This is a genomic window from Kineosporia succinea (genome assembly GCF_030811555.1).
Lineage (GTDB): Bacteria > Actinomycetota > Actinomycetes > Actinomycetales > Kineosporiaceae > Kineosporia > Kineosporia succinea.
The window spans coordinates 4,090,495-4,114,239 of record NZ_JAUSQZ010000001.1; the positions used below are offsets into that span (position 1 = coordinate 4,090,495).

A 23,745-nucleotide genomic window follows, 5' to 3' on the forward strand; every position below is an offset into this window, starting at 1 on the left:
GCACCGTGAAGACCTGGTTGCTCCGGCTCGGCGGTCCGGCCCTGATCCCCGTGGTCGGGCTGCTGCTGTGCCTGGCGCTGGTCCCGTTCGCGCCGCGGGCCGGGGCCTCTCCGAGTGCCGCCGAGACGGCTCCGCCCCCTTCGCCGACCCCGGTGACCTCGACGTCGCCGGCACCGGTGGGTCAGTGCGCGGACGATTCGACGGCCGGCAAGCGGGTACTGGCGCTGTACGTGCGGGGTGACGACCAGAGCGACCGGTTCGCCGCCAACGAGAGCCGGTTCCGGAGCTGGCTGGACACGGTCGACCGGGCGTTCGTCTACTCGTCCCGGATCAACGGCGGGGGCTGGCGCAAGGTGCGCTGGGCCCGCGACGCCATGACCTGCCAGCAGGTGGTCGAGGACGTCGTGGTGCCGCAGACGTCGATGGAGGACACCGACACGATCACCGCGGCGCTGAAGGCCCAGGGGTACGACCGGGCCGACCGCAAGTACGTGGTCTGGTACGACCAGGCGGGCTGCGGCGTCGGTTTCGGGGCGGGCGGCAACGATCTGCCCGACTGGTACAACCTCTACAACTACGGTCCGCACTACGCGATGATCGGCACCTCCTGCTGGAGCTGGTCGACCACTCTGCACGAGCTCCTGCACACCCTGGGCGCGGTGAACCCGAGCGCGCCCCACGCCTCCGAGAAGGGGCACTGCTGGGACGCGAACGACGTGCTCTGCTACGACGACGAGGGGCTTCCGGCGGGCGGCCTGAAGCAGGTCTGCAAGCTGCCGGCCCGGGCGTCGAAGGCCGGGCTCGCGGCCAACGTCATCGACTGCAACGGCGACGACTACTTCAACACCGCGCCGCCGGCCGGTTCGTACCTGGCCACCCACTGGAACGTGGCCGACAGCGAGTTCCTCTACGACCAGGAACCGGTGAAGGCCACCGCGGGTTCCGCGTCGGCCGGGCAGACCCAGCAGGTGCCGGCCGGGCAGGCCCAGCAGGCCCCGGCCGGGCAGACCCAGCAGGCTCCGACCGGGCAGCTGCCGGCCGGGCAGACCCCGGGAGCACCGGCCGCCACCGAGGGAACTGCGCAGACGAGCACTCGTCAGGGGACGGACGGGAAGAGTTCGCCGCCGGATTCCGGCCGGCCGGTGGAGCCCTAAAGCCCACAGGGCCCACGGGACCCACAGGACCCGCAGACCCTAGGCCCTTGGGCCCACAGGTCGCTGGGCCCGGCCCGCCAGCATCGCGGCGCCCAGCGCGGCGCGGTGCTGGGGGTCGCTGAGCACCGTCACCGGGCGGCCCAGGTCTTCGGTCAGCATGGTTGCCACCAGGGGGATCCGGGCCGTCCCGCCGACCAGCAGCACCTCACCGAGGTCGGCCGGCCGGACCCCGACCGAGTCGAGGACCCGCCGCAGCACCGGCAGACCGGCCTCGAGCGGAGGACGGAGCCAGGCCTGCAGCGCCTCGCGGGTGAGGGTCACCGGACGCGACCGGCCCAGGCCGGGGGCGTCGATGTCCACCGAGCCGGCCTCCCACACCGACTCCTTGGCCCGCACGCAGGCCTCCCGCAGCCGGCGCAGCGCGGCCGTGTCCTCGGGCCGGGCCGGGTCGAGAAGGCCGACGGCACCGTCGGCGGCGCGGTCCAGGTGCGTCATCACCGCGTCGTCGAGGTCGACCCCGCCGAACCACTCCAGCGACTCCGGCACGCCGAGCACGCCGATCGGGCCGGCCTCGGCGTTCTCGACCCGCACGGTCCGGATCACCGTGGCGTCGAACGTGCTGCCCCCGGCGTCGTACACGGCGATCGGCGCGGGCCCACCGCTCGGCCGGCCGCCGTGGTGGTGCACCACCACGGCCTCGGCGTCGGTGATCAGGGTGACCCGGTCGCGGCTGAGCCCGGCCCGCCGGGTGACCTCCGCGAACTGCTCACGCCGGTAGGGACCCCAGCCGGCCGGACAGGTGAGCACCACCCGGTCGGGAGGCCCGCCGAGCCGGGCCTTGACCCGCTCGAGCACGCCGGTGAGCAGGGCGGTCATCAGCTCCGCGGGGGTGCTGGAGGTCTCGCCGACCGACATCGGGGCGGAGTCGCCCAGGCGACGCCGGAACAGGTGCGCGGCGATCTCGGCCCCGCCCTCGCCGGTTCCGGCCGCGAGCGTGCCGTCGGGGAGCGCCCGCACCACCGAGGGCATGAGGGGGGAGCGGCGGCCCAGCCGTAAGGTTCGTACCGGGCCACCCCGGCTGACGGCGGCGGCGGTGAACGCGGTGCCGACGTCGATCCCCAGGCCGTAGCTCAACGGTTTCCTCTCGGATTCGAGAAATGCATATTTGCTCGATGCTGAGGATAATCCAGCGAGGTAATCTGCCCCGCTGTACCTGATGCGGCTACCTGAAGGCTCATTCACAAGACCCATGGCGATCTCATGACCGACCCCAGCGCCGAGCCACCCGTCCCGCTGAGGGTGGCGGTGGCCGAGGACGGCGCGCTCTTCCGGGAGGGCCTGGTCCTGCTCCTCGAGGCCACCGGGCACCACGTGGTCGGAGCGGTGGACGACGGGGACAAGCTGGCGGCCCTGATCGAGCGCACCCCGGTCGACGTCGCGGTGCTCGACATCCGGATGCCCCCGGAACCCGACGGGGGCCTGACCACGGCCCGCCGCCTGCGCGCCCTCCACCCGCGTACAGGACTGCTGCTGCTCTCGCACTACGCGGAGGCGCACTACCTGATGGAGATCCTGAAGATCGGTACCGAGGCCATCGGGTACCGCCTGAAAGACCGCATCTCCAGCGCCGACGCCCTGCGGGACACGGTGCGCCGGGTGTCGGCCGGCGAGATCGTGATCGAGCCGGTGGTGGCGGCGCACCTGGTCGGCAGCCCGGCCGGGCAGCCCGACGAACTGGGGTCGCTGACCGGGCGGGAGGCCGAGGTGCTGCGGCTGATGGCCGAGGGCCGGTCGAACTCGGGCATCGCCCGGGAGCTGTTCCTGTCGCCGAAGGCCGTGGAGAAGAACGTGGCCGCCATCTTCGCCAAGCTGAACCTGCCCACCGACGCGACGTCCCACCACCGGCGGGTTCTGGCCGTGCTGACCTACCTGAGGGCCCGGCGGGAAGGATGAGCGTCGTCCCGACCGGGAGGGACGGGCTTCTGGCCGGGATCGCGGCGGTCCGCCCGGGCCCCGGCGGCGTGCACCTGACCCAGCTGTGCCGCCAGATCCGCTCGGGGCTGGGCGTCGCGCGGGTCCGGCTCGTGCTCTCCGACGGCCGCGAGTTCGCCTGGCCGGCCGAGCCGTCACCGCACCGCCCGCGCTGGACGGCGCTGACGGCCGGCCGCGAGAAGGTCGGCGAGATCGGGGTCGAACAGGGCTATCTCCCGTTCGGGCGGCGCCGTCGGCGACTGCTCTCGGAGGTGGCGGGGCTGCTCGGGCCGTTGCTCCGGGGGGCTCAGCTGCAGAGCGAGATCGACCGGTCACTGGAGTCGGCGCGCGGGCATGCGGAACGGGTGGCGGCGGTGCGGCGCCGGGCCTTCGGCGAGCGTGACGCCGAGCGCCGTCAGATCGAGCGGGACCTTCACGACGGCGCCCAGCACCACCTGGTGGCCCTCGGGATGACCCTGGGACTGCTGGAGCTGCACGCGGCCAACGACGACGTGCCGGGGCAGCGGAAACAGCTGCTGCGCCTGCGCAACGGCCTGGACCGGGCCGAGAACGCGCTGTTCATCACCGCCACCGGCGGCAGCCCGCTGCTGCAGGACGCCGGGGTGCAGCCGGCGCTGCTGGCCGAGTTCCGCGACGCCGGCTCGCAGGTGCGGTTCGACGTGTCGGAGTGGGACGCCGCACGACGGTACGAGGCGCTGGTGGAGCTCGCCGTCTACTTCATCTGCCTGGAGGCGGTGAACAACGCCCGCAAGCACGCGCCCGAGGCCCAGGTGACCGTGCGGCTGTCGGACAGCCCGGCCGGGCTCACGTTCTCGGTGACCGACACCGGGCCGGGCGCCGACCCGCGTCACCTGCACGAGGGGTCGTCCGGCATGGCGAACATGCGGCGCCGCATGGTGGCGGCCGGGGGCCGGCTGCAGGTGCGCTCGGCGCCGGGGGCGGGCACCACGGTGCTCGGGTTCATCCCCTTCTGAGCGCTGCCGTCCTCTCCAGCTCCACCAGCTCGGTCGCTCCGAGCCGGAGCTCCTCCAGGTCGGTCTCCATCGAGCCGAGCCGGTGCGCCGGTGGCGGGGTCACCACCGCCAGGCGCAGCAGGGTGCCCAGAGCGGTGCGGGCCCGCAGCAGATCGGCCCGGGCCACCACCTCGGTGGTCAGCACCTCGGACAGGTCGCGCCAGTCGGCCCCGGCCCGCAGCAGACCGGCGCCGGGCAGCTCCACGTCGAAGGTCGCCTCGGGCGCGGCGGGGGAGGGCCGCACGATCACGTCGGGCACCGTGTCGATGAGGCCCATGGACAGGTCACCACGCAGCGTCGGCAGGCCGTCGGCGGGAGTGGCCGGGCTGTCGGGGAGCACCGGCACCAGCACGAGATCCGGCCGGTTGCGCACGGTCTCGGTGATCCGCTCGGTGCGGCGGCTGCCCTCCTCGAGCCCGACCACGGCCACGTGCACGGGCTCGTCCATCCGGCCGAGCAGGCGCCGGGCCCGCGCCGAGCCGGCCGCGTCGGCGTACCGCGCCACGAGCGAGAGCGCCTGCGCCCGCACCCGGGCGTAGAGGTTGCCCGGCTCGACCAGGGCGGCCCGGGAGACCGGCTCGAGCCGGTCGGGCACCCAGGCCACCACCTGCACGGTGCCCGGCCCGCCGGTCACACCGACCCAGCCGCCGAGCGTCCCCAGCCGGCCGGCGTCCACCGCCAGCTCGGCCCGGACCGCGGCCTCGGTGCGGTCGCAGCGGGCCTGGACGGTGACCTGGAGCCCGGCCGCGCGGCTGGCCAGGAGCCGGTGCTCGAGCACGATCTCCAGGTCGGACCCGCCCGCGCCGAGCGCGTGCAGGGCCGCGGCGCTCAGGTAGTAGAGAGAGGCGGCGACCTCCTGGTCCACCCGGGCCGGTACCGAACCGGTGATCCGCACCCGGCCCGGATGGGCGCTCGCCACCTCGGCCAGCGCCGCCCGCAGCCCCTGGCGGTAGAGCACCTGCGGGTGGATACCGCGCACCAGTGAACGGAAGTCGGTGAGCAGCCGGTCGAGCTGGGTCCGCAGGTCGCCCAGCCGGCCGTCGAGGTCCGGTTCACGCATCAGCCGGTCGATCCCGGTCTGCAGCGGGGTCAGCCGCCCACGGCTGAAGGTGACGACCTCGGCCGCCACCCGCCGGCGTTCCAGTTCTCGCACCCCGGCCAGCCGCCGGGACGAGTCCAGGACCTCACCGGCCAGCTGGGTGGTGTACCCGACCTGGCGCCGTAGCTCGGTCTGCAGGTCCTCGCGCTGGTGCAGGACCATCAGGCAGTTCGCGGTGTCGGCCAGCTCCCGCCGGCGGCGCCGGGAACTGCGGCCGGGAGCCAGGGTCAGCACCGTGTGCACCTGATCCTGCGGGCCGTGCAGCAGGGCGTGCGGGAACCGGCGCAGTTCGGTCGTTCCCTGTTCCCGGGAGGGCACGGCGTCCGGCGGCCAGCACATCACCGCCCGTAGTCGCGTCGGGTCGTCCGTCCGGGCCCGCCACAGTTGCGCGTGATCGGCGTGGGTGACGTCGGCCAGCCGGCGCAGCAGGGCGCGCCGCGCGGCCGGTACCGGTGTGCGGGGATCGAGGAGAGCCAGGGCGGCGTACGCGGAACGGGCCGAGGCGAGCGCCTCAGGAGCCGGAAGCACGGGCACGGCGGCGGGAGTCAGGGGTGTCGGGGACCCCGGGGCCTGGCCAGGCAATCGTGCTCCGTCCTGTACGACCCCCCGGTGGTAGACCCCGAAACCCTAACCCGGGAAGGGGTCTCCCGCGAAGACGGGGGACCGACCCGGTCGTCACGGAAGGTCACCGTTGAACGCTCCCGTGGCGAGAACCGTGCTAGGTGCTGTGAAGGAGATTGCTTCGGTGGGCCGGCCCGCCGTCGGGGAGACGGCCACGGACCTGGGGGAACGCGTGCCACCCCTCCTCCGGGACCTGCGTGCGGACCTGCGGGCGGACACCGCCCCCGCCCCGCGTCCGGCCCCCGGGCGAGCCCTGCGCGGCTGGCTGCGCGTGACCGGCGACGAGCGCCTCTACGACGAGGCCGGGGAGGCGGAGCTGGCGGCGGCCCTCGGCCCGGACCTCTTCGGCGGCCGGGCGCCGCACCCCGCCCCGGGTTTCCTGACCGGCGTCGACGTGACCGCGCTGGCCCCCGCCGCCGTGCTGCCGTTCCTCCGCCGGCTCAGCCTGACCGCCCCGGCCCCGCACGCCGACTCCCTCACCCCCGCACAGCTGCTGCGGGAGCCGGGACCGGTGGTCCCGATGCCCGGCGACGACTCCGCGGCGATGCTGAGGATCCCGGTGGCCGAAGCGGTCCCGGACATCGTGCACTCGGTCCGGCTGGGCGGCCCCGGCCCGCTGGAGGACGCCCCGCCGGCGAGCACCACCGCGACCCTCGTCGTCTGGACCGACGTCACCCGGGAACAGACCGTCCGGCCGGACGCCGAGGTCGAGGCCTGGCTGCGCCGGGCCTCGGAGACCGGCACCCTGCTGGTGAACATCGACGAGGTGTTCCACGCCGGGGCGCCCATGCTCCTGCACGAGCACTACCTCGCGGCCCGGGACGAGGCGCTCGACTTCGCCGCGCAGCACGTCCGGCTCGAGGTCCTGATCCGCTTCGGCGGTGTCCACGTGGACGCCGGGATCGAGGTGCCCGGTGAGCCCGATGAGCCCGGTGCGCTCGCAGGAGCCACCGACTTCAGCGTGCGCGGACCGGAGGGCGAGGTGATCGTCGCCCCGGCCCACCATCCGGCCCTCTACCTATGGCGCGAGCTCCTGCGCGTCACCGCGGCCCGGCCGGAGCGGGAGCTGCTCGGCGGGGCGGAGACGATGACGACGCTCGGCCCGGTTCTGCCGCCCGCCGAGGCCTGGCGCCGCCGCCCGGACCGGGCCCGGACCCGGGCCGCGCTCACCATGCTCCGGGAGCGTTTCGGCCTCACTCCCGACGAGACCCGGCGCCGGAAGCCGGCGGACACGTCGTCCCCGGTGACCGCACGCCCCGGGACGAGTGCCGGGGAGGTCGCCCGGCGCCTGGTGACGTCACTCGTCCGGGGCCTGATCGCCCGCGAGGGAGACCTTCACCTGGCGGCCGTCGCCCCGCTCGTCGACACCCGGCCCGACCGGGACGAGCTCTGGGTCGCCGTTCTCACCCTGGTCACCGAACTGGCCGGGACGCGCGGGATCCCGCAGGTGCGGTCCGTGACCGACGTCCGGGCCGGTCAGGACGGCGTGCCCACGCCGGTCCGGCTGCCGGCGGCGGCGGCCGCGCTGCTGTACCGCGGCCCGCACCCCTGGCCGTGGATCGGCGCGGGCGCCGGCCCGGACGGTGAACCGGTCTGGCTGCTGGGCGAACTCACCGGCCCGGCCCTGGTGCGGTCGGTGGTCGGCGCCCCGGGGAATTCCCTGACCGTGCTCCCGGAGCCGGGGCGGGCCCGCGCGGCCGGGGCGGCGTCCGAGCGGACCGCCTCCCTGCTGTGCTCGGCCCTGCGGCAACGGGTCGGGCGGGTCCCGTCCCCGGCGTTGCGTCCCGTCGCCCCCGACCTGGAGGGGCCCCGTGGCGCCCGGATCCGGCCCTGGCTGGGGGAACTGCTCCGGCAGCCGGTCGGTGACCCGGCGCACGAGGCCCGGATGCTGGCCCACCTCGGGCCCGACCTGTTCGGCTTCCGCCGCCCGGCTCCGGAGCCGGCCTTCCTGGAGGGCGTCGACGTCCTGCGGATCCCGGCCAACCGGGTCGCCTCGTTCTTCGCCGGGCTGAGCCTGACCCGCCTCGACGGTGAGTTCGTCGCACCCGCCCCGGGTGAGCTCGCGCCGGAGGGACTGGCCCGCAACAAGGTCAGCCGGGTCCGCCCGGGCCGGGACTGGGGGGTCGAGGGGGCGCCGCCGCTGCCCGCCCGCGCGGCGATTCCGCATGTCGTGCACGGCATCTGGGTCGGTGGCCCGGCCCCCGAGAACGGGCTGCTGCGGATCAATTTCGGCGCGGCGGCCCGGCACTACCACGGGCAGGTGCACTTCGTGGTGTGGACCGACCTGACCCGGTCCGAGGCGGCCCGGGCGATGGCCGAGCCACGACCGGAGGGACGCGCCGCGGTCGTGCGTTCCATGCTGAACTGGGCTCGTGCGCAAGGGATCTCGGTGGTCCCGGTGACCGAGGTGTTCCACGCGGGCGCCCCCATGCACCTGTGGTGGCAGTACGTGGCCGACATGGTGAAGCTGCTGCCCCGCGGCTACTCCGGGGCCAGCGACCGGCTCCGGCTGGAGATCATGAACCGCTTCGGCGGGGCCTACGTGGACAGCGACGACCGCTTCCTGTTCCCCGGTGACGAGCGCGAGCCGGTCGAACGGGAAGGGGCCCAGAACCTGCCCGCCGTGTTCGCGGCCGTCGCCCGGTCGGTGCACGCCTTCACCCCGCACGTGACCCCGCCGGCGCGGGTGAACTGTGACGTGATCGTGGCCCCGGCCCGGCACCCGGCCCTGGTCCTGTGGCGGGAGATGGACCGGATCGCCTGCTCGGTGAGCCAGGAGTTCCTGTTCGGCCGGTCCGACCTGGTGCAGCGCCGGGCCGCGGCGGCGCCGTACCGCTACTGGCACCGCTACACCGTGGCGCTGCGGGCCGGGTTCGTGCACTCGAGTGTCATGCGTCTTCTGGGCATCTCCCACAGCGATCCGCGCCTGGTCCGGGTGATGGGGGCGATCCGCGAGCAGAGCGCCCGCACCTGGACCGACTCCGGCGGCGGACGTCGCGTCGCCCCCACCGGACGGCCCCTGCCGCCCGCGGCGATCGCGCCGTTCTCGGGCCGCCTCGCCCAGGTCGTGGCCTCCCTGGTCCGGCGTCTGATCAGCCGTCCCGGCGACCTGCACCTGACCGCCGTCGCCCCGGTGATCGAGACGATGCCCGACCCGGACGCCGCCTGGCTCGCGCTGCTGCGGTTCCTCGCCCTGCTGGCCGAGCGCAACGCCGTCCCGCAGATCACCTCGGTGACCCGGTTCCGCTGGACCGACGACGGTCGCCCGGACTACGTGGGACTGCCCGCGGCCGCCGAGCGGCTGCTCGTGCCCACCCGGGGGCGCGGTGACGGGTTCGCCCGGGAGCTGGGCCAGACCCGAGAGCTCGCCTGGGTCCTCGACGAGCTGGTCGTGCCGATGAAGCTCGTGCTCGCGCCGCCGGAGGGTGACCTCGCCACCTCGCGGATCGCCGCCGCGTCCAGCGTCGTCACCCGGGCGGCGTGGCTGCCCGACGGATTCACCGGGGTCCAGCTCTCCGGGCGGGACGGAAGAGCCTGCGTGGGACGGGTGCTCGTGACCCCGGAGGACGTCGCGGCGGTCCTGTCCGGCGTCGGCCCGCTGACCGGGCCGATCCTGCTGCGGATGGCCGGTGGACCGGAGCACGGCCGGGAGTGGTTCGCCGCCCGGCTGACGGCGTTGCTGGGCCGTCCGGTCGTCGTGGCCCACGAGCCCGGTCGTCCACACCCGACCCAGGTGGTCTCGTCCGCGGCCCAGCTGCGGGCACGGCAGGACGAGGACGGCGAGCGCCGCCGACGGCGGGCCGCCGAGCTGCTGTCCGGTCTGCGGGGCACCGAGGCACCGCAGGTCTTCGACACCGAGCCGTTCCTGACGTTCCGGCCCGGCAAGGACGTACCGATGTCCGAGGGCACCCGGGACGCGGTGTCCTGGCTGCGTCGCATCACCGACAAGCGCCTCTACACGGCGGGTTTCGAGGCCGAGCTGGCCTGGCGGATGGGACCGGACCCGTACCGGCGCCGAGTCCGCCCGGCGCGTCCGGCCTGGCAGACGGTGGACGTGTCCAAGCTGCCGCCCGAGGCGGTGGACACCTTCCTGCGCTGGCTGGACCTCGCCGGCCCGGACGCCGTCCCGGCCCCCGACGCGGGTGACCTGGGCGTCCGGCTGATGCAGGGGCAGGAGGGCCGGGTCAGCCGCGCTGCCAAGGACGAGCGGGCGCGGGCCTGGGGCCAGCGTCGCAAGGCGCCCCGGCTGGACGCCGAGGTGGTCCTGCCCCACCTGGTGCACGGCATCTGGATGGGAGGCCCGCTCCCGGAGTCCGGGGGGTTCCGTGCGAACTACGGTTCCGCCGCCCGGGAGTACGCCGGGCGTGTCACCTTCGTGCTGTGGACCGACGTGAGCCGGCCGGAGGCGCTGGCGGCGCTGCGCGACGTCGACCCGGGCCCGCGGGCCCGGGGGATCCGCTCGATGCTCGACTGGGCCCGTGACAACGGCGTCCTGGTGGTGAACTTCGAGGAGGTCTTCCACGCGGGGACGGACACCGTGCTGTGGGCCCAGATGGCGGCGGAGCGGGCGAAGCGCCGGCCCCGCGCGTACGCGGCGGCCAGTGACCATCTGCGGGTCGAGATCGTCACCCAGCTGGGTGGCGCCTACGTGGACGGCGACAACGGGTTCGTCGGTGGAGACGCCCTGCCGACGATGTTCGACGACGTGGCGGCCTCGACCCCGGCCTTCAGCGTCATCGTGATCGAGGAGTTCGGCAGCGGGGGCAACGACGTGATCGTGGCGCCCGCCGGGCATCCCGCGATGCGTCTGTGGCGTGAGATCTCCCGGCTGCAGTACCGGCTCGACCAGCCCCAGTTGTTCGGCGACACCCACTTCATGACCGAGCGCTACGCCCGCGCCGACAAGGGGCTGCTGCGGTACTCGGTGGTGCACCGCACCGGCCGCAACCACCACCGGGTGCTGGCCGCGGTCCGGGTGAAGCCGCTCGGCCGCGCCATGGTCCGGCTCGTGCCCGCGGCCATCGACTACCACAGCGAACTCAGCTGGGCCCCGGGATCTCTGGAGGAGAAGGCCGGCCCGCTCGGTCCGGAGGAGACCGCCGAGCTGCTCCTGGACGTCGTCTCCACCCTCGCCCGCCATCTGCTGAACCGCCGGGGCAACCTCTACCTGAGCGAGGTCGCCCCGGTGATCGCCTCGCTGCCCGACCCGGGCGCGGCCTGGATCGCCGTGCTGACCCGGATCGAGCAGCTGCGCGCCCTGGGCGCGGTCCCGGCGGTCACGTCGGTCACCGACACCCGCTGGAGCGACGAGGGCTGGATCGAGCGGGTCGACCTGCCTCCGGAGGCCGAGGCCATGCTGGTGCGCTACCCGCGCCCGTCGGGCTGGCTGGGATCGAACCTGAACGCGCCCGGTCAGCCGGCCTGGCTGTCCGACGAGGCCGTGGAACCGGTCCGCCTGCGGGCCCCCGGCCGGGCCCCGGGCCGGCGCTGGGCCCCGGTCGAGGTGCGCCGGGACGACACGGTGGTGGGCCTGCGCTACGACGACGGCATCGGCCGGGCCCTGGCCCGGGTCGTGCCCCCGGGACCGACCCTGGTCTGGGTGCGCCGCTGGTGCGGCGAGCCGTGGGGGGCCGCGGGCCGGATCACCGCCGAGCAGATGGCGCTCGACCTGCTCCGGGCCGGCCTGCACCGGCGGCCGGTGATGATCGTGACGGCTCCCGGGGAACGCACCTCGGGCGGCGGGGCGGAGGCCGGGCTGGGCGATTTCGCGTCCCGGCTCACCGCCCTGCTCGGCGTGCCGGTCACCGCGGTGGACGCCCCGGCCACGGCGCCGGCGACCCGGCGGGCACCCCAGGTCCAGACGTCGACGCTGTCGTCACCCGGGAAGCGTGAACCGGAACGTCGCGCCCTCGCCCGGCGCCGACTCCGCCCAGATCCGGCCGCCGTGCCGCTCGATGATGCGGTGCACGGTGGCCAGGCCGATGCCCGTGCCGGGGAACTCGCTCTGCTTGTGCAGCCGCTGGAAGGGTGAGAACAGGCGCCCCGCCTGGGCCATGTCGAAGCCGGATCCGTTGTCCCGGACGAAGAACTCGTCCGGGCCGGACCGGCCCACCTCGATCCGGGGGTCGTCCATGGCCCCGCTGAACTTCCAGGCGTTGCCGAGCAGGTTCTCCAGCACGTTGCGCAGTAGCCGGGCGTCCGCCGACGCGTCCAGCCCCTCCGCCACCACCACCTCCACCGACCGCCCCGGCGACCCCACCGCCAGATCGGCCAGGATCTCCCCGGCCAGGGCCCCCACGTCCACCGGCCGCCGGGTCACCTCGGCGCGGCCCACCCGGGACAGCTCGATCAGGTCGTCGATCATCTCGTTCATCCGCTTCACCGACGCCCGGATCCGGTCGGCGTAGTGCCGGCCGGACTCGTCGAGGTGCTCGTCGACCACCTCGAGCAGCATGGCCGTGAACCCGTCGATCGCCCGCAGCGGTGAGCGCAGGTCGTGCGAGACCGAGTAGCTGAACGCCTCCAGCTCCTGGTTCTTGCGCTCCAGCTCCTCGACCATCGCGGCCTTGGTGAGCGCGATCTCGGCGTCCGCCCGGGCCTGGGCCGCCTCGATCTCCTTGCGCAGCAGGCTCTCCCGGATCTGCCGGTGCTCGTCGGCGACCTGCTTGCGCTGCAGCTGGGCCCGGATCCGGGCCAGCAGCACCCGGGGGTCGACCGTGCTGGCGACGTAGTCGTCGGCCCCCGCGTCGAGCGCGTCGACCATGCTCTGGCGCCGTTCGTCGTCACCCACCACGATCAGGGGCACGTCCCGCACCCCGGGCGCCGCCTTGATCTTGCGGCACACGTCCAGGAAGTCGTCGTCGGCTCCCGGGGAGAACAGGATGCAGTCGCAGCGCTGGAAGGCCAGCAGCTCCAGGGCCTCCTCCCCACTGCTCGCCTGCACCACGTCGAAACCCTCACCGCGCAGGTGGTCCGCGGCGATCACGGTGGTCCCGATCGCCACCACCTTCTTGAGCCGCTGCAGGCTGGCCGTGTCCACGCCGGTGCCGGGCACGGTGGCCTGCCTCAGCGCCGCCTGCAGTTTCGCCACCACCACCCCGGAGTCGGTGCCGGCCTGCACGAAGGCGTCCGCCCCGGCGTCCAGCGCGGTCAGCTCGGCCCCGGCGTCGTCGGAGGCCGCGAGCAGCAGGCAGGCGATGCCCCGCAGGGCCGAGTCCAGCCGGATCCGGCGGATCACGGTGGCGCCGTCGATGTCCGGCAGCAGGGCGTCGACCAGCACCGCGTCGGGCCGCCGCACCGCCGCGTGCCGCAGCCCGGCCAGCCCGGAGTCGGCCTGGAACACCTCGTACCCGTTGTGCTGCAGCAGCGTCGTGAAGCGCTCCTGCACCTCCGGGTCGTCGTCGATCACCAGGACCCGCACCACGTGGTCGGCGGCCTCCGGGGTGGCGGGACGGCACAGCTCCTGCGCCCGGGCCACCAGATAGCCGGAGTCGTAGGGCTTTCCGAGGTACTCGTCGGCGCCGGTGCGCAGGCCCCGGATCCGGTCCTTGACCTCCACCTCGGCGCTGAGCATGAGCACCGGCAGCGCCGCCGTGACGGGATCGGTGCGCAGCTGGCGCAGCACGTCCACCCCGTCGCCGTCGGGCAGCACCACGTCGAGCACCACGCAGTCCACCTCCTGCTCGGCCAGCTGCTCCCAGGCCGCGGCCACCGTGGCGCACGGAACCGTGCGCCAGCCGGCTCGCTCGAAGGCGTGTTTCAGGTCCATGCGGACCGTCAGGCTGTCGTCCAGGATCAGAACGGTGCCGGTGGTCTCCAGCTGTTCGGTGGTCATCGGTGCCTCACCCGTGCGGCCAGGTCGGAGGGGACGGTGAGCCGGCCCAGGGCCGGCCCGATCGCGTCGATGCCGAGCACGTGCTGCGCGGCGCCCAGGCGCACCGCCTCGCCCGGCATGCCGAACACCGCCGAGGTGGCCTCGTCCTGGGCAATGGTCAGGCCACCGCCCCGGTCGATGTCGAGCAGCCCGAGGGCCCCGTCGCGGCCCATTCCGGTGAGCAGCACGGCCGCCACCCGGGGGCCGTGCGAGGCCGCCAGCGACTCGAACAGCACGTCGACACTGGGCCGGCAGGAATGTCTTTCCGGTTCGTCGGTGAGCACCAGCGTGCTGCCCAGCACCCGCAGGTGCCGGCCCGGCGGAGCCATCACGACCTCGCCCGGCGCGACGTGCGAGAGTGGTTCGCCGCTCACGGCCAGGCGTACCCGCCGTTCGGTGACCTCGGCCAGCCAGCTGGCGAACGCGGTGCCGAACGACTCGTGCACGTGCAGCACGAGCAGGATGGGGAGCACGAAAGTGACCGGGAGAGAACGTAGAAGGGCCGCCACCGCGGTCGGCCCGCCGGTGGACGCGCCGATCGCCACCACCGAGTAGGGGTGGCCCGGGTCCACCCGCGGCGCCGGTTGCGCGCGCGGTACCGGTACGGCCGGATGGTGCCCGACCCGCCGGATCACCCGGATCTTCGACACCAGCTTCACCGTCCGCAGGAACTCCCGGTCCCAGTTCTCGTTGGCGCCCACCGTGTCCCGGCCGAGCGGCTTGTCGAGCACGTCCACCGCCCCGGCGTCGAGCGCGGCGATGGTGTCGATGAACCCGGCCCGGTTGTCGGCGCTGGAGATCACCAGGATCGGCGTCGGGCAGTGCTGCATCAGGTGCTCGGTCGCGGCCAGGCCGGACAGGCCGGGCAGCATCATGTCCATGGTCACGACATCCGGCCGCAGCCGGGTGCACTCGTCGATCGCGGCCTGCCCGTCGCCGGCCTCGCCGACCACCTCGAGCGCCGGGTCGGAGCGCAGGGCGGCGACGATCCGCGCCCGCACGGTGCGCGAGTCCTCGACCACGAGAACCCGGATCCGGGTGTCCCGGGTCACGGCCGCGCCCCCTCCGCGATCAGGCCCGCCACCGTGTCCAGCAGCGTGCTCTGGTGGAACTCGCCCTTGTCGATGTGCCCGCGCGCGCCCGCCGCCCGGCCGCGTTCCCGGTCTTCCGGGGAGGCCTTGGTGGTGAGCAGAACACAGGGCAGGTGCCGTAGTTCGGGCCGGGTCCGGGTCTGCTCGATGAACCCGAAGCCGTCCATGCCCGGCATCTCCACGTCGACGACCGCCAGTGCGTACCGCTTCCGGGCGGCCATCGAGAGCCCTTCCTCGGCCGAACCGGCCTCGTCCACCAGGTATCCCGCGCTCTCCAGGATGCTGCGCTCCACCATCCGGGTGGTCAGCGAGTCGTCCACGATCAGCACGGCGACGCCCTGGCCGCCGGGTCTTTCGGTGCCGGGCCGGGTGATGGTGGACGTGGTGGTCGCCCGGGGTTCCCGGCCTCCGGTGGACGCGGTGGTCACGGTGGCGGCGAGGTGCGCCGGGTCGAGCACCGGCCGGGGACAGCCGTCGAGATCGATCCAGAGCCCGGCCACCAGCGGTGGCACCGGCGCCAGGGCGGGCAGGGCCCGGACGGCGACGTCGGCGGTCCCGATGAGTCGCGAGACTCCCACCGCCACCGTTCCTTTCGTTCCGTCGAGCAGGAGGACCGTGGTGCCGTGGGCGTCCCGGGAGCTCTGGTCGTCGATCGGGGAGAGGTCGCCGCCGGCCAGGCCGAGCAGGTCGGGCAGCGGCGCGTAGGGGATACGGCGGCCGTCGTACAGCACCGCGGACGGGCCCGGGAAGTCGGCCGTCGCGATCCGCCGGGCCCGGCGCACGGCCCGCAGCGGAAGGGCCACCACGGAACCGGCGTCGGTGGTGCGCCCGCCGCCGTCGAGGCTCCCGGCCGAGCTGCCGCCGGCCCGCACCAGCACCACTTCCTGGGCGGTCATCGAGGCGGGGGCGATCAGGTCGATGGTGGTGCCCCGGCCCGGGGTGGTGCTGATCTCGATCCGCCCGCCGATACGCCGCACCACGTCCTGCACCACGTCGAGCCCGATGCCGTGCCCGGAGATCTCGCTGACCGTCGCCGCGGTGCTGATGCCGCCGCCGAGCAGCAGCCGCAGGGTCTCGGCGTCGCTGACGTCCTCGGCCGGGATCCGCCCGGTCTGCACCAGTTTCCGCCGTACCCCGGCCAGGTCGATGCCGCTCCCGTCGTCGACGCAGCGAAAGCGCACCCCGGCCGCGCTGTGCGTGACCTCGATCCGCACCCGCCCGACCCGTTCCTTGCCCGCGGCCAGGCGCTGCTCCGGCATCTCCACGCCGTGGGCCACCGCGTTGCGCACGATCTGGCGCAGGGCGGTCTGGGCCCCGGCGAGAACGGTCGCGTCCAGGGCGATCTCGGCGCCACGCACCTCGAGCCGGGCGTGTTTGCCCTGGGCCGCGGTCACGTCCCGCACCCCGCGTTCCAGGTCGGGCACGATGGTGTCGACCGGGATCAGGCGCAGCCGCTCGGCGGTGGTGTAGACCTCGCGCAGCTCCCGCTCGATCCGGTCGGCGCCGGTCTCCAGACGCCGCGCCAGCGCCAGCAGTTCGTCGCTCTGCTCCTCGGTGAACCGGCCCTCGGCCTCGGCCGTGGCCCGCAGCCGCCGGGCCCGGCGGGCGCCGTCGCGCACCGCCCCGAGCTGGGTACGGGTCTGGCTGACGCCGTCGATCAGGCTGTCGATCTCGGCGAGGGACGCACGGGCGGTGGCCGCGGGGCTGGCCGGGGTCACCGGTTCCTCGGACCGGGACATCCCGATTGTGCCGCCGCCGTCACCGCTGCTGCGGGGCAGGGGGACCGGCGTCTCCTCGGCGAGCGGTTCGGGAGCCGCCGGGCCCGCTCCGGCGACCACGTCGTCCACCGTTGAGTCACCGGTGGCGGAAGCGGTCTCGAGCTCGTCGCTGAGGGCGTCGACCAGGGTCTGCATGCGCTCGAGCAGCTCCGGCGGCACCGGGTCGGCCGAGCTGCGGAAGGGCCCGAGCATCTCCTCGAGCTCGTGCACCCGGTCGGCCATCGCGGTGCGCGCCACCACCCGCGCGGCCCCCTTGAGGGTGTGCGCGTGCCGTAGCGCGATACCGGCCTGCTCGGTCGCCGGACCGCCCCGGGCCAGCCCGGACAGGGCCACCGAGAGCTCGTCGACGAGCTCCCGGGCCTCGATCCGGAAGTACTGGAAGAGATCGCTCACGGCTCGGTCGACTCCTCCTCGTCGTCGCGACCGGGGGAGTACCGGCCCGCCGCGACCGGATGGCCGCCCGTGGCCGGGTGGCTGCCCGTCACCGGATGGATGCCCGGGACCGGCTCGATGATCCGCCGCAGCCGGGCCGAGAGCTCGGCCAGCTGCGAGGCGGTGGCCAGGGTCTGGGTGGAGCTGGTCTCGGCCTCCTTGGTGGTCTGGGTGACGTTCGAGACCGCGAAGTTCACCTGCTCCACGGCGGTGCTCTGCTGCTTGGTGGACAGCTCGATCTCGCGGGCCGCCTCGGTGGTGGTCTGCACCAGGTCGACGATCTGCTCGAACTGGGCGGCCACGCCCTCGAACTGGGCGGTGCCGGTGTCCACCGACTTGGCGCCGATCTCGGTGGCCATCATCGTGGTGTGCACCGAGTCGCGCACCACGTCGATGAGCGAGCGGATCTCCTTGGTCGACTCCGCCACCCGGTCGGCCAGTTTGCGGATCTCGTCGGCGACCACACCGAAACGCCGCCCGCTCTCCCCGGCCCCGGCCGCCTCGATCGTCGAGTTGATCGCCAGGATGTTGGTCTGCTCGGCCAGTTCCGAGACGATGTCGAGCACGGCCCCGATCTGCTGCGACTTCTCGCCCAGCGCCATCGTGTGACCGACGATCGCCTGCACCTGCTCACGGATCTCGGCCATCGACTGCTGCGCCGACTCCAGCCGGGTGCGCCCGGTCCCGCCCGCCGACGCGGTCTGCTCGGCGACGTCCGCCACCCGCTGCGCGCTCTCGGTGATCTGTCGCGAGGTGGCGAGCAGTTCGTTGACGGTGGTGGAGATCTCGCTCATCGCCGTCGCCTGTTCCATCGAGCCCACGGCCTGCTGGTTGGCGGTGGTCTGGAGCTCGGCCGAGGAGGTCTGCACCTCTCCCACCGCGGTGCCGATGCGGTTCCGCAGACGGCGCGTGATGTTCCAGCCGATCAGCGCGGTCGCCAGCACCGCCCCGGCGATCACCGAGACGATGGTGATGATGTCGCGGCGCTGCGCCGAGTCGGCCGAGGCGATTCCCTCCTGCTTGAGTTGCCGCTCGTAGGCGGCGAACTCGTTCAGGGACCGCTGCAGGGTCTGCCGGGTCGTGCCGGCGCCGGCGAACGCGTCCGCGACCTCCTGGGTGCTGCGCGTCGTGCGCAGCGCGATCAGCTCGTCCTGGGCCTTGCGGGAATTGACCTCCGCCGTCCGGATCGAGTCGACCAGCGCGTGACCCCGCTCGGTGTGCACCAGGCCGTCGGCCTTCTCGATGGCGGCCTCGAATTCGTCGGCGTCGCGGCGCGCCGCGTCGCGGAACTCCGGATCGCTGGTCAGCAGGTAACCGCGTACCTCCGCGGCCCGTTCGGCGCGCGCCGTGAGCAGTTGCTGGGCCAGCAGCTCGAGTTCGCTGTCGACCTCGATCACCCGGTCCTTGGCCCGCACCACCTCGCTCAGCCCGAAGATCGCCACGGTGCCGCCGATCACGTTGAGCAGCAGCACCGCCGCGAAGCCGGCCGCCAGGGTCCGGCCGAACGTCCAGGTTGCCTTCATCTGGGGTCTCCCTCGTTCTGGGCCCCGGCTCGGTCCCGCACGAGCCGGACCAGGTCGGCCAGCCGCAGCCGCTCCTCGTCGCCGATCCGGGCGCTCTCCACCCGGCGGAAGCCGGCGAAGTGCTCGAAGGTGATGGCCAGACCGGGTTCGGCCGACGGCACGACCAGCCAGTCCGGGCTCTGCGCGGGCAGGCCGAGCAGGAGGGCCAGGTCCCACACGGCGGCCAGGCTGCCCCGGTCGCTGACCACGCCGATCATCGCCGGGTGGAAGGTGGGCAGCGCGGTGATCGCGGGCCGGGACGTCACCCGGGCCACCTCGTCCAGCGTGATCAGCCGTTCCTCGTCGCCGAGCCGGATCGCGAGCACGTCCTCGAGGTCGAGCACCACCGCGGCCGGCACCTCGGCGAACGAGGTGTCGAACTCGGCGCGCATCGCCGGGGCTCGCCCGGCCAGTTCGGCGAGCCCGGTGCGGTGCGGGCTCACGAGGCACCGCCGCGGGACATCGTGCGGCACACCGACAGCAGTGCGCCCCGGTCGAAGCCCCCACCGAAAAGCAGCACCCGGCGCTCGGTCTCGTGCGGCAGCAGCTCGGCGGCGCGGTCGTAGGCCCGCGCCGCGCCGCGTGGGTCGCCTCCGGCCCGGCTGAGCCGCCCGAGCTGCAGGTGGGCGATCGCGAACCGGGGGTCGGCGTCGGCCGCGGCCCGCCAGTGCAGCAGGGCGCCGCGCGGGTCGGAGTCGGCCTCGCGGCCGGTGGCGAGCACGGCGTGGGCGTCGGCGGAGACCGAGACTCCCTGCCCGAGAAGGCGATGCGCGTCGCGTCCGGCCCCGGCCAGGTCGCCGGACTGGGTCAGGAGAACGGCCCGCACCAGCACCACCTCGGTCTCCCGGGTGGTGCGCGGCGGGCTGGTCGGCACCGGGATGCGCTCCATCGCGCCCAGCGCGGCGCCGTACCGCTCGGCCCGGATCAGGTCGAGCACCTGCTGGAAGTCCGCGGCCGACAGGCTTTCCGGCCCGGGCACCGGGCGCGGCCGGGGCAGCGCCCGCACCCGGGGCCGGGTGGGGGCCGGGGCGGGTGCGGCGGGGTCGGCGAGCTGGTAGTAGAACGTGCCGTCGGTCTCCCGCAGCCCGAACTCCTCGGACAGCCCGCGCAGCGTCTCGGCCGACCCGAGGAACAGGTAGCCACCGGGCAGCAGCGCCGACGCGAGCCGGTGCACCACGTCCGCCATCATCGTGGGGGAGAAGTACATCAGCACGTTGCGGCAGAAGATCACGTCGAAGGTGGGCCGCCAGAACGCCGGGTCCGGCGCGGCCAGGTTGCGGGCGCGGAAGTCCACGGCCGCCAGCAGTTTCGGCACCACCGAGAAGTGCTGGTCGGAGGTGCTGAACCAGTGGCGCTGGGTCAGTGGGGGCACGGCCCGCATCGACCACGAGGTGTACCGCCCGGCCCGGGCCTTGGCCAGGGCCGCCGGGTTCACGTCGATCCCGGTGACGCGGGCGTCGGGGTAGCCGGCCTCGGCCAGGGCGATGGCCAGGGAGTAGGCCTCCTCACCACTCGCGCAGCCGGCCGAGAGCACACGGGGGGCCAGCGGACGCGTGTACGGAGACTCGGTCGTGGGCTGCAGGGGCCGGTCGGGGCGGGACATCCGGTCGGGCAGGACGCTGTGGGTCAGCACCCGGAACTGGTCGGGCTGACGCAGGAAGTAGGTCTCGCCCACGGTGAGGTCGGAGGCCAGGGCGGCCAGCTCGTCGAGGGCGGTGGGAACCCCGGCCTCGCAACCGGCCTCGAGGTCGTCGAGGTACGCGGTGACGCGCTGCGGCGAGGGCAGGCGGTGGAGCAGGGCGTGACTGAGCCGCTCCCGGTCGCCGCCCTCGAACACCAGCCCGAGCCGGCGCTCCACGAGGTGGGCGAACCGGTCCATCTGCTCGGCCCGTAGCCGGGGGCCCACCCGGTGGTCGGTCAGGATGACGTCACCTCCGCCAGCCGCTCCCAGACGCCGTCGGGCAGCAGGTGCGAGGCCTGCAGGGCCAGCAGCAGCTGGGCGTCCCGCGAGACCAGGGCCGAGAACAGCTGGGGGGCGTCACCGTCGAGCAGCGGCGGCAGCTCCTCCAGGTCGTCGCGCTCCACGGTGCGGATCCCGGCGATGCTCTGCACCGCCAGGGCGACCGCGCGGTGGTCGTCGGTGTGCAGCGTGATCCAGCGCGACGCGTCCACCGCGGCCCCGCCGGTGAGAATCCCGGAATCGACCACGGGCACGGCCGATCCGCGGATCCGGGCCACCCCGAGCACGAACGGCGGCATCCCGGGAACCGCTGAGGTGGGCAGCGGGCGCATGGTCTCGCGCACGCTCGTGAGCGGCACGGCGAAGGTCTTCCCGCCGGTCCCGCAGACCAGCAGGGAAACGCCGGAACCGTTGTGTTCGACCCCCGTCTTCACCCGCTCTGTCTCGGCGGGAGCCCGCAGGGTCTTGACCGGGCCGGGTGGCGGTGCCGGTCCTGTCCCGGTTCGGTTCAGCCGAACGAGGCAGGCCTGAGGGCCCCCGGATCAGCGGAGGTAGTGAATCCCCCGGCCGTGCAGGCGCCCGGCCCGCATCAGCGCCGCGTCCACCCAGTACGACGAGACCATGCGCCACGGCCAGTGCCGCCCCTGCGTGGGCAGCCCCTCGGCCCGCCGCAGATACCCCGACATCAGCGACATCAGCGGCACCCGGCCCGGGGTGGGCGGCGGTGAGGCCACCACGACGCGGTAGCCGTGCCAGCGCATGTACCGCAGTGTGCGCACCACCAGCCGGGCCGACAGCTCGATCTTCAGCGTCCAGGACGCATTCGCGTAGCCGACGGACACCGCGAGGTTCGGCACCCCGGACAGCATCGTGCCCTTGTGCAGCACGGTGTCGGCGGGCACGACCGGCTCCCCGTCGAGGTCGAGCGCGATCCCGCCGAGCATCTTCACCCGCAGCCCGGTGGCCAGCACGATCAGGTCGGCCGGCAGCGAGCGCCCGTCGTCGAGCTCCACCGAGCGCTCGCCCAGCGCCGCGATCCGCCCGGTCACCATCTCCACGTCACCGGCCGCGACGGCGGTGAACAGGTCGCCGTCGGGAGCGACGCACAGGCGCTGGTCCCAGGGACGGTACGACGGTGTGAAGTGTTCACGCACCGGGTAGCCGTGCGGGAGTGCGTGGCGCACCCGACCGACCAGCCAGCGGGCCGTGCGGCGGGGTGCGATGCGGGAGACGTGCCACATCAGGCTGACCACGCCGGCGCTGCGGGCCCGTTCCAGGCGGGAGGCGATCACCGGCGGGAACCAGCGGAACAGGCGCTCCGCCACGGTGTTACGCCGGGGCAGCGAGATCACGTAGCCGGGTGAGCGCTGGAGCATCACCACGCTGCGGGCGCGAGGTGCGAGTGCCGGGGCCAGGGTGACCGCGGTCGCGCCGCTGCCGATCACCACGACGTCCTGATCGTCCCAGTTCGCGGTTCTGGGCCACAGTTGCGGATGAATCAATTCGCCGGTGAATTCGCTTTGACGTGTGAACTCCGGCCGATAGGGATCGGCGTAGTCGTAATACCCAGTATTCAGATAGAGAAAGTCGCAACTCATCGTGCGGTCTTTCCCGTCGGCCGCGATCCGCACCGTCCAGCGAGCCTTCTCCTGGCTCCAGGAAGCCGAAACCACGCGTTGTCGGTAGCGGATCCGGGAATCGACGCCGAACGCCTCGGCGGTTTCCCGCACGTAGCGCAGGATGGCCGCACCCTCGGCGATGGCGACGGGAGACCTCCAGGGATTGAACGAGTATCCGAGGGTGAACATGTCGGAGTCGGAGCGCAGTCCCGGGTATCGGAACAGGTCCCACGTGCCCCCGCTGGTATCACGTGACTCAAGGATCACGTAGGACACATCAGGCAGGGAGCGCTGCAGGTGGCAGGCCGTGCCGATGCCCGACAGCCCGGCGCCGACGACGATGACCTCGACGTGCTCCGCGGCTTCGGGCTCTGTGGGTTCCGGCACCTCCTCATCATCACAGTTGCCTGTGAATCCCGAACAGTGCTGTCCGCTTCACCCGCACTTAACCAACGGGTATTCGAGTCGAGTTCTATCAACCGAACGGACGACGAACCTCGACATTCGTTCAGGTCATGTTCGAATTTCGTACCAACTCGGGGTCTACACAGGTCACGCATGCACAACGCACAGAGAAATTGCGTAACCTCTCTGCGCGTGGCACAGCGACGCAAAGTGGTAGCAGCGGTCAATCGCGAACTCGAGCAACGTTTCGGGTTTCGGGTGGTGAAGATTCAGGACGAATCCGACGCCCCGCCGGAACCGGTGGTGGAGGAGCCGAAGGCCAAGCGGGTCCCGGTGCGTCGTCCGTCCGATCCCCGTGACCGGCTCCTCCAGCGCCCCGTCTTCGTGCTCTCGTCCGTGAGGTCCGGCTCCACCTTGCTGCGGGTGGTGCTGAACAGTCACTCCCAGATCCACGCGCCGCACGAGATGCACTTCCGGCGCATCCAGGTCAGCGCCTACACCGAGCCGGTGCAGCAGGCCCTCGAGCACGCCGACATCAACGAGCGCGACCTCGAGCACCTGCTCTGGGACCGTCTCCTGCACCGCGAGCTCACGCTGAGCGGCAAGTCGGTGCTGGTCGAGAAGACCCCGAGCAACGTGTTCGTCGCCGACCGGCTGGCCACCGCCTGGCCCCGGGCCAAGTTCGTCTACCTGATCCGTCATCCCTGGTCGATCGCCCAGTCCTGGCACGAGGGCGACCCGGAGCGGCGTCCCCTGGCGACCGCGATCACGCACACGCTGAACTACATGGAGTACCTGGAGAAGGCCCGGAACAAGCGGGTCGGCCTGACCCTGCGTTACGAGGACCTGACCGCCGAGCCGGAGAAGCAGACCCAGGCGATCTGCGAGTTCCTCGGCCTGGAGTGGGAGCCGGGCATGCTCGAGTACGGCAAGAAGGACCACGGCGACTTCGTCAAGGGCATCGGCGACTGGAAGGAGAAGATCAAGACGGGCACGATCCAGAAGGGCCGCCCGCTGCCCGACATCTCCGAGGTCCCGGTCGAGCTGCGTCCCATGGTCGAGCGCTGGGGTTACTGATCCAAAGCACGGACGGGTCGGTGCCTTTGGCGGGCGCCGGCACCGATTCCCCACTCCGGTCGGGGCGAA

The 23,745-nt window shown here is 73.4% G+C and carries 14 protein-coding genes; 5 read left to right on the forward strand and 9 right to left on the reverse strand.

Translation table 11 applies throughout. From position 1 onward, the window contains the following. Nucleotides 1-5: 5 nt before the first annotated feature. Nucleotides 6-1,154 (forward strand): hypothetical protein, encoded by a 1,149-nt coding sequence (locus J2S57_RS17685; protein WP_307244275.1) that lies wholly within the window; start codon nt 6-8, stop codon nt 1,152-1,154. A 39-nt stretch (nt 1,155-1,193) separates the two neighbouring features. Here the strand turns inward: J2S57_RS17685 and J2S57_RS17690 are convergent, their stop codons facing one another. Continuing rightward, complete coding sequence (locus J2S57_RS17690; RefSeq protein WP_307244277.1) at nt 1,194-2,288, reverse strand: Hsp70 family protein; 1,095 nt, start codon at nt 2,286-2,288, stop codon at nt 1,194-1,196. A 159-nt stretch (nt 2,289-2,447) separates the two neighbouring features. On the opposite strand from J2S57_RS17690, the gene J2S57_RS17695 reads away from it, so the two are divergent. Together J2S57_RS17695 and J2S57_RS17700 are read left to right on the forward strand one after the other, a co-directional pair. Further along, nucleotides 2,448-3,107, forward strand: coding sequence for a response regulator transcription factor (locus tag J2S57_RS17695; RefSeq protein WP_370882670.1), 660 nt, complete (start codon nt 2,448-2,450; stop codon nt 3,105-3,107). Continuing rightward, nucleotides 3,104-4,120 carry a sensor histidine kinase gene (locus J2S57_RS17700; RefSeq protein WP_307244282.1) on the forward strand — a complete coding sequence of 339 codons (1,017 nt, stop codon included), beginning with the start codon at nt 3,104-3,106 and terminating at the stop codon, nt 4,118-4,120. Before J2S57_RS17695 ends, J2S57_RS17700 begins: the two co-directional genes overlap by 4 nt. Here J2S57_RS17700 and J2S57_RS17705 read toward each other — a convergent pair. Continuing rightward, a complete protein-coding gene (locus J2S57_RS17705; protein WP_307244285.1) occupies nt 4,107-5,792 on the reverse strand; it encodes a hypothetical protein in 1,686 nt (561 codons plus the stop codon). The genes J2S57_RS17700 and J2S57_RS17705 overlap by 14 nt on opposite strands. Before the next feature lie 193 nt (nt 5,793-5,985). Here J2S57_RS17705 and J2S57_RS17710 point away from each other — a divergent pair, with 193 nt between their 5' ends. Further along, nucleotides 5,986-11,910 (forward strand): hypothetical protein, encoded by a 5,925-nt coding sequence (locus J2S57_RS17710; RefSeq protein WP_307244287.1) that lies wholly within the window; start codon nt 5,986-5,988, stop codon nt 11,908-11,910. 1,799 nt (nt 11,911-13,709) lie between these two features. On the opposite strand, the gene cheB is transcribed toward J2S57_RS17710, so the two are convergent. The 7 genes from cheB to J2S57_RS17745 all read right to left on the reverse strand — a co-directional run bounded on the left by cheB (nt 13,710) and on the right by J2S57_RS17745 (nt 22,581). Beyond that, on the reverse strand, nt 13,710-14,804 hold the full coding sequence (cheB, locus tag J2S57_RS17715) for a chemotaxis-specific protein-glutamate methyltransferase CheB (protein ID WP_307244289.1): 1,095 nt from the start codon (nt 14,802-14,804) through the stop codon (nt 13,710-13,712). Further along, nucleotides 14,801-17,014 carry a hybrid sensor histidine kinase/response regulator gene (locus tag J2S57_RS17720; protein WP_307244292.1) on the reverse strand — a complete coding sequence of 738 codons (2,214 nt, stop codon included), beginning with the start codon at nt 17,012-17,014 and terminating at the stop codon, nt 14,801-14,803. Before J2S57_RS17720 ends, cheB begins: the two co-directional genes overlap by 4 nt. Then, complete coding sequence (locus tag J2S57_RS17725) at nt 17,011-18,576, reverse strand: HAMP domain-containing methyl-accepting chemotaxis protein (protein WP_307244294.1); 1,566 nt, start codon at nt 18,574-18,576, stop codon at nt 17,011-17,013. Before J2S57_RS17725 ends, J2S57_RS17720 begins: the two co-directional genes overlap by 4 nt. Next, nucleotides 18,573-19,058: a chemotaxis protein CheW gene (locus tag J2S57_RS17730; protein ID WP_307244296.1), complete on the reverse strand. Its 486-nt coding sequence runs from the start codon at nt 19,056-19,058 to the stop codon at nt 18,573-18,575. The genes J2S57_RS17725 and J2S57_RS17730 overlap by 4 nt, the downstream gene beginning before the upstream one ends. After that, on the reverse strand, nt 19,055-20,521 hold the full coding sequence (locus J2S57_RS17735; protein ID WP_307244298.1) for a CheR family methyltransferase: 1,467 nt from the start codon (nt 20,519-20,521) through the stop codon (nt 19,055-19,057). Before J2S57_RS17735 ends, J2S57_RS17730 begins: the two co-directional genes overlap by 4 nt. A gap of 11 nt (nt 20,522-20,532) precedes the next feature. Next, nucleotides 20,533-21,009, reverse strand: coding sequence for a chemotaxis protein CheW (locus J2S57_RS17740; RefSeq protein ID WP_307244301.1), 477 nt, complete (start codon nt 21,007-21,009; stop codon nt 20,533-20,535). A gap of 108 nt (nt 21,010-21,117) precedes the next feature. After that, nucleotides 21,118-22,581: a flavin-containing monooxygenase gene (locus J2S57_RS17745; protein WP_307244304.1), complete on the reverse strand. Its 1,464-nt coding sequence runs from the start codon at nt 22,579-22,581 to the stop codon at nt 21,118-21,120. Between the two features lie 279 nt (nt 22,582-22,860). On the opposite strand from J2S57_RS17745, the gene J2S57_RS17750 reads away from it, so the two are divergent. Beyond that, entirely contained in the window at nt 22,861-23,676 is an 816-nt protein-coding gene (locus tag J2S57_RS17750) for a sulfotransferase family protein (RefSeq protein ID WP_307244307.1), read from the forward strand. Nucleotides 23,677-23,745 lie beyond the last annotated feature (69 nt).

Excerpts from the sequence above, each read along its gene's own strand:
- J2S57_RS17700 (WP_307244282.1), top strand. The coding sequence starts at position 3,104 with ATGAGCGTCGTCCCGACCGGGAGGGACGGGCTTCTGGCCGGGATCGCG.
- J2S57_RS17725 (WP_307244294.1), bottom strand. The coding sequence starts at position 18,576 with ATGAAGGCAACCTGGACGTTCGGCCGGACCCTGGCGGCCGGCTTCGCG.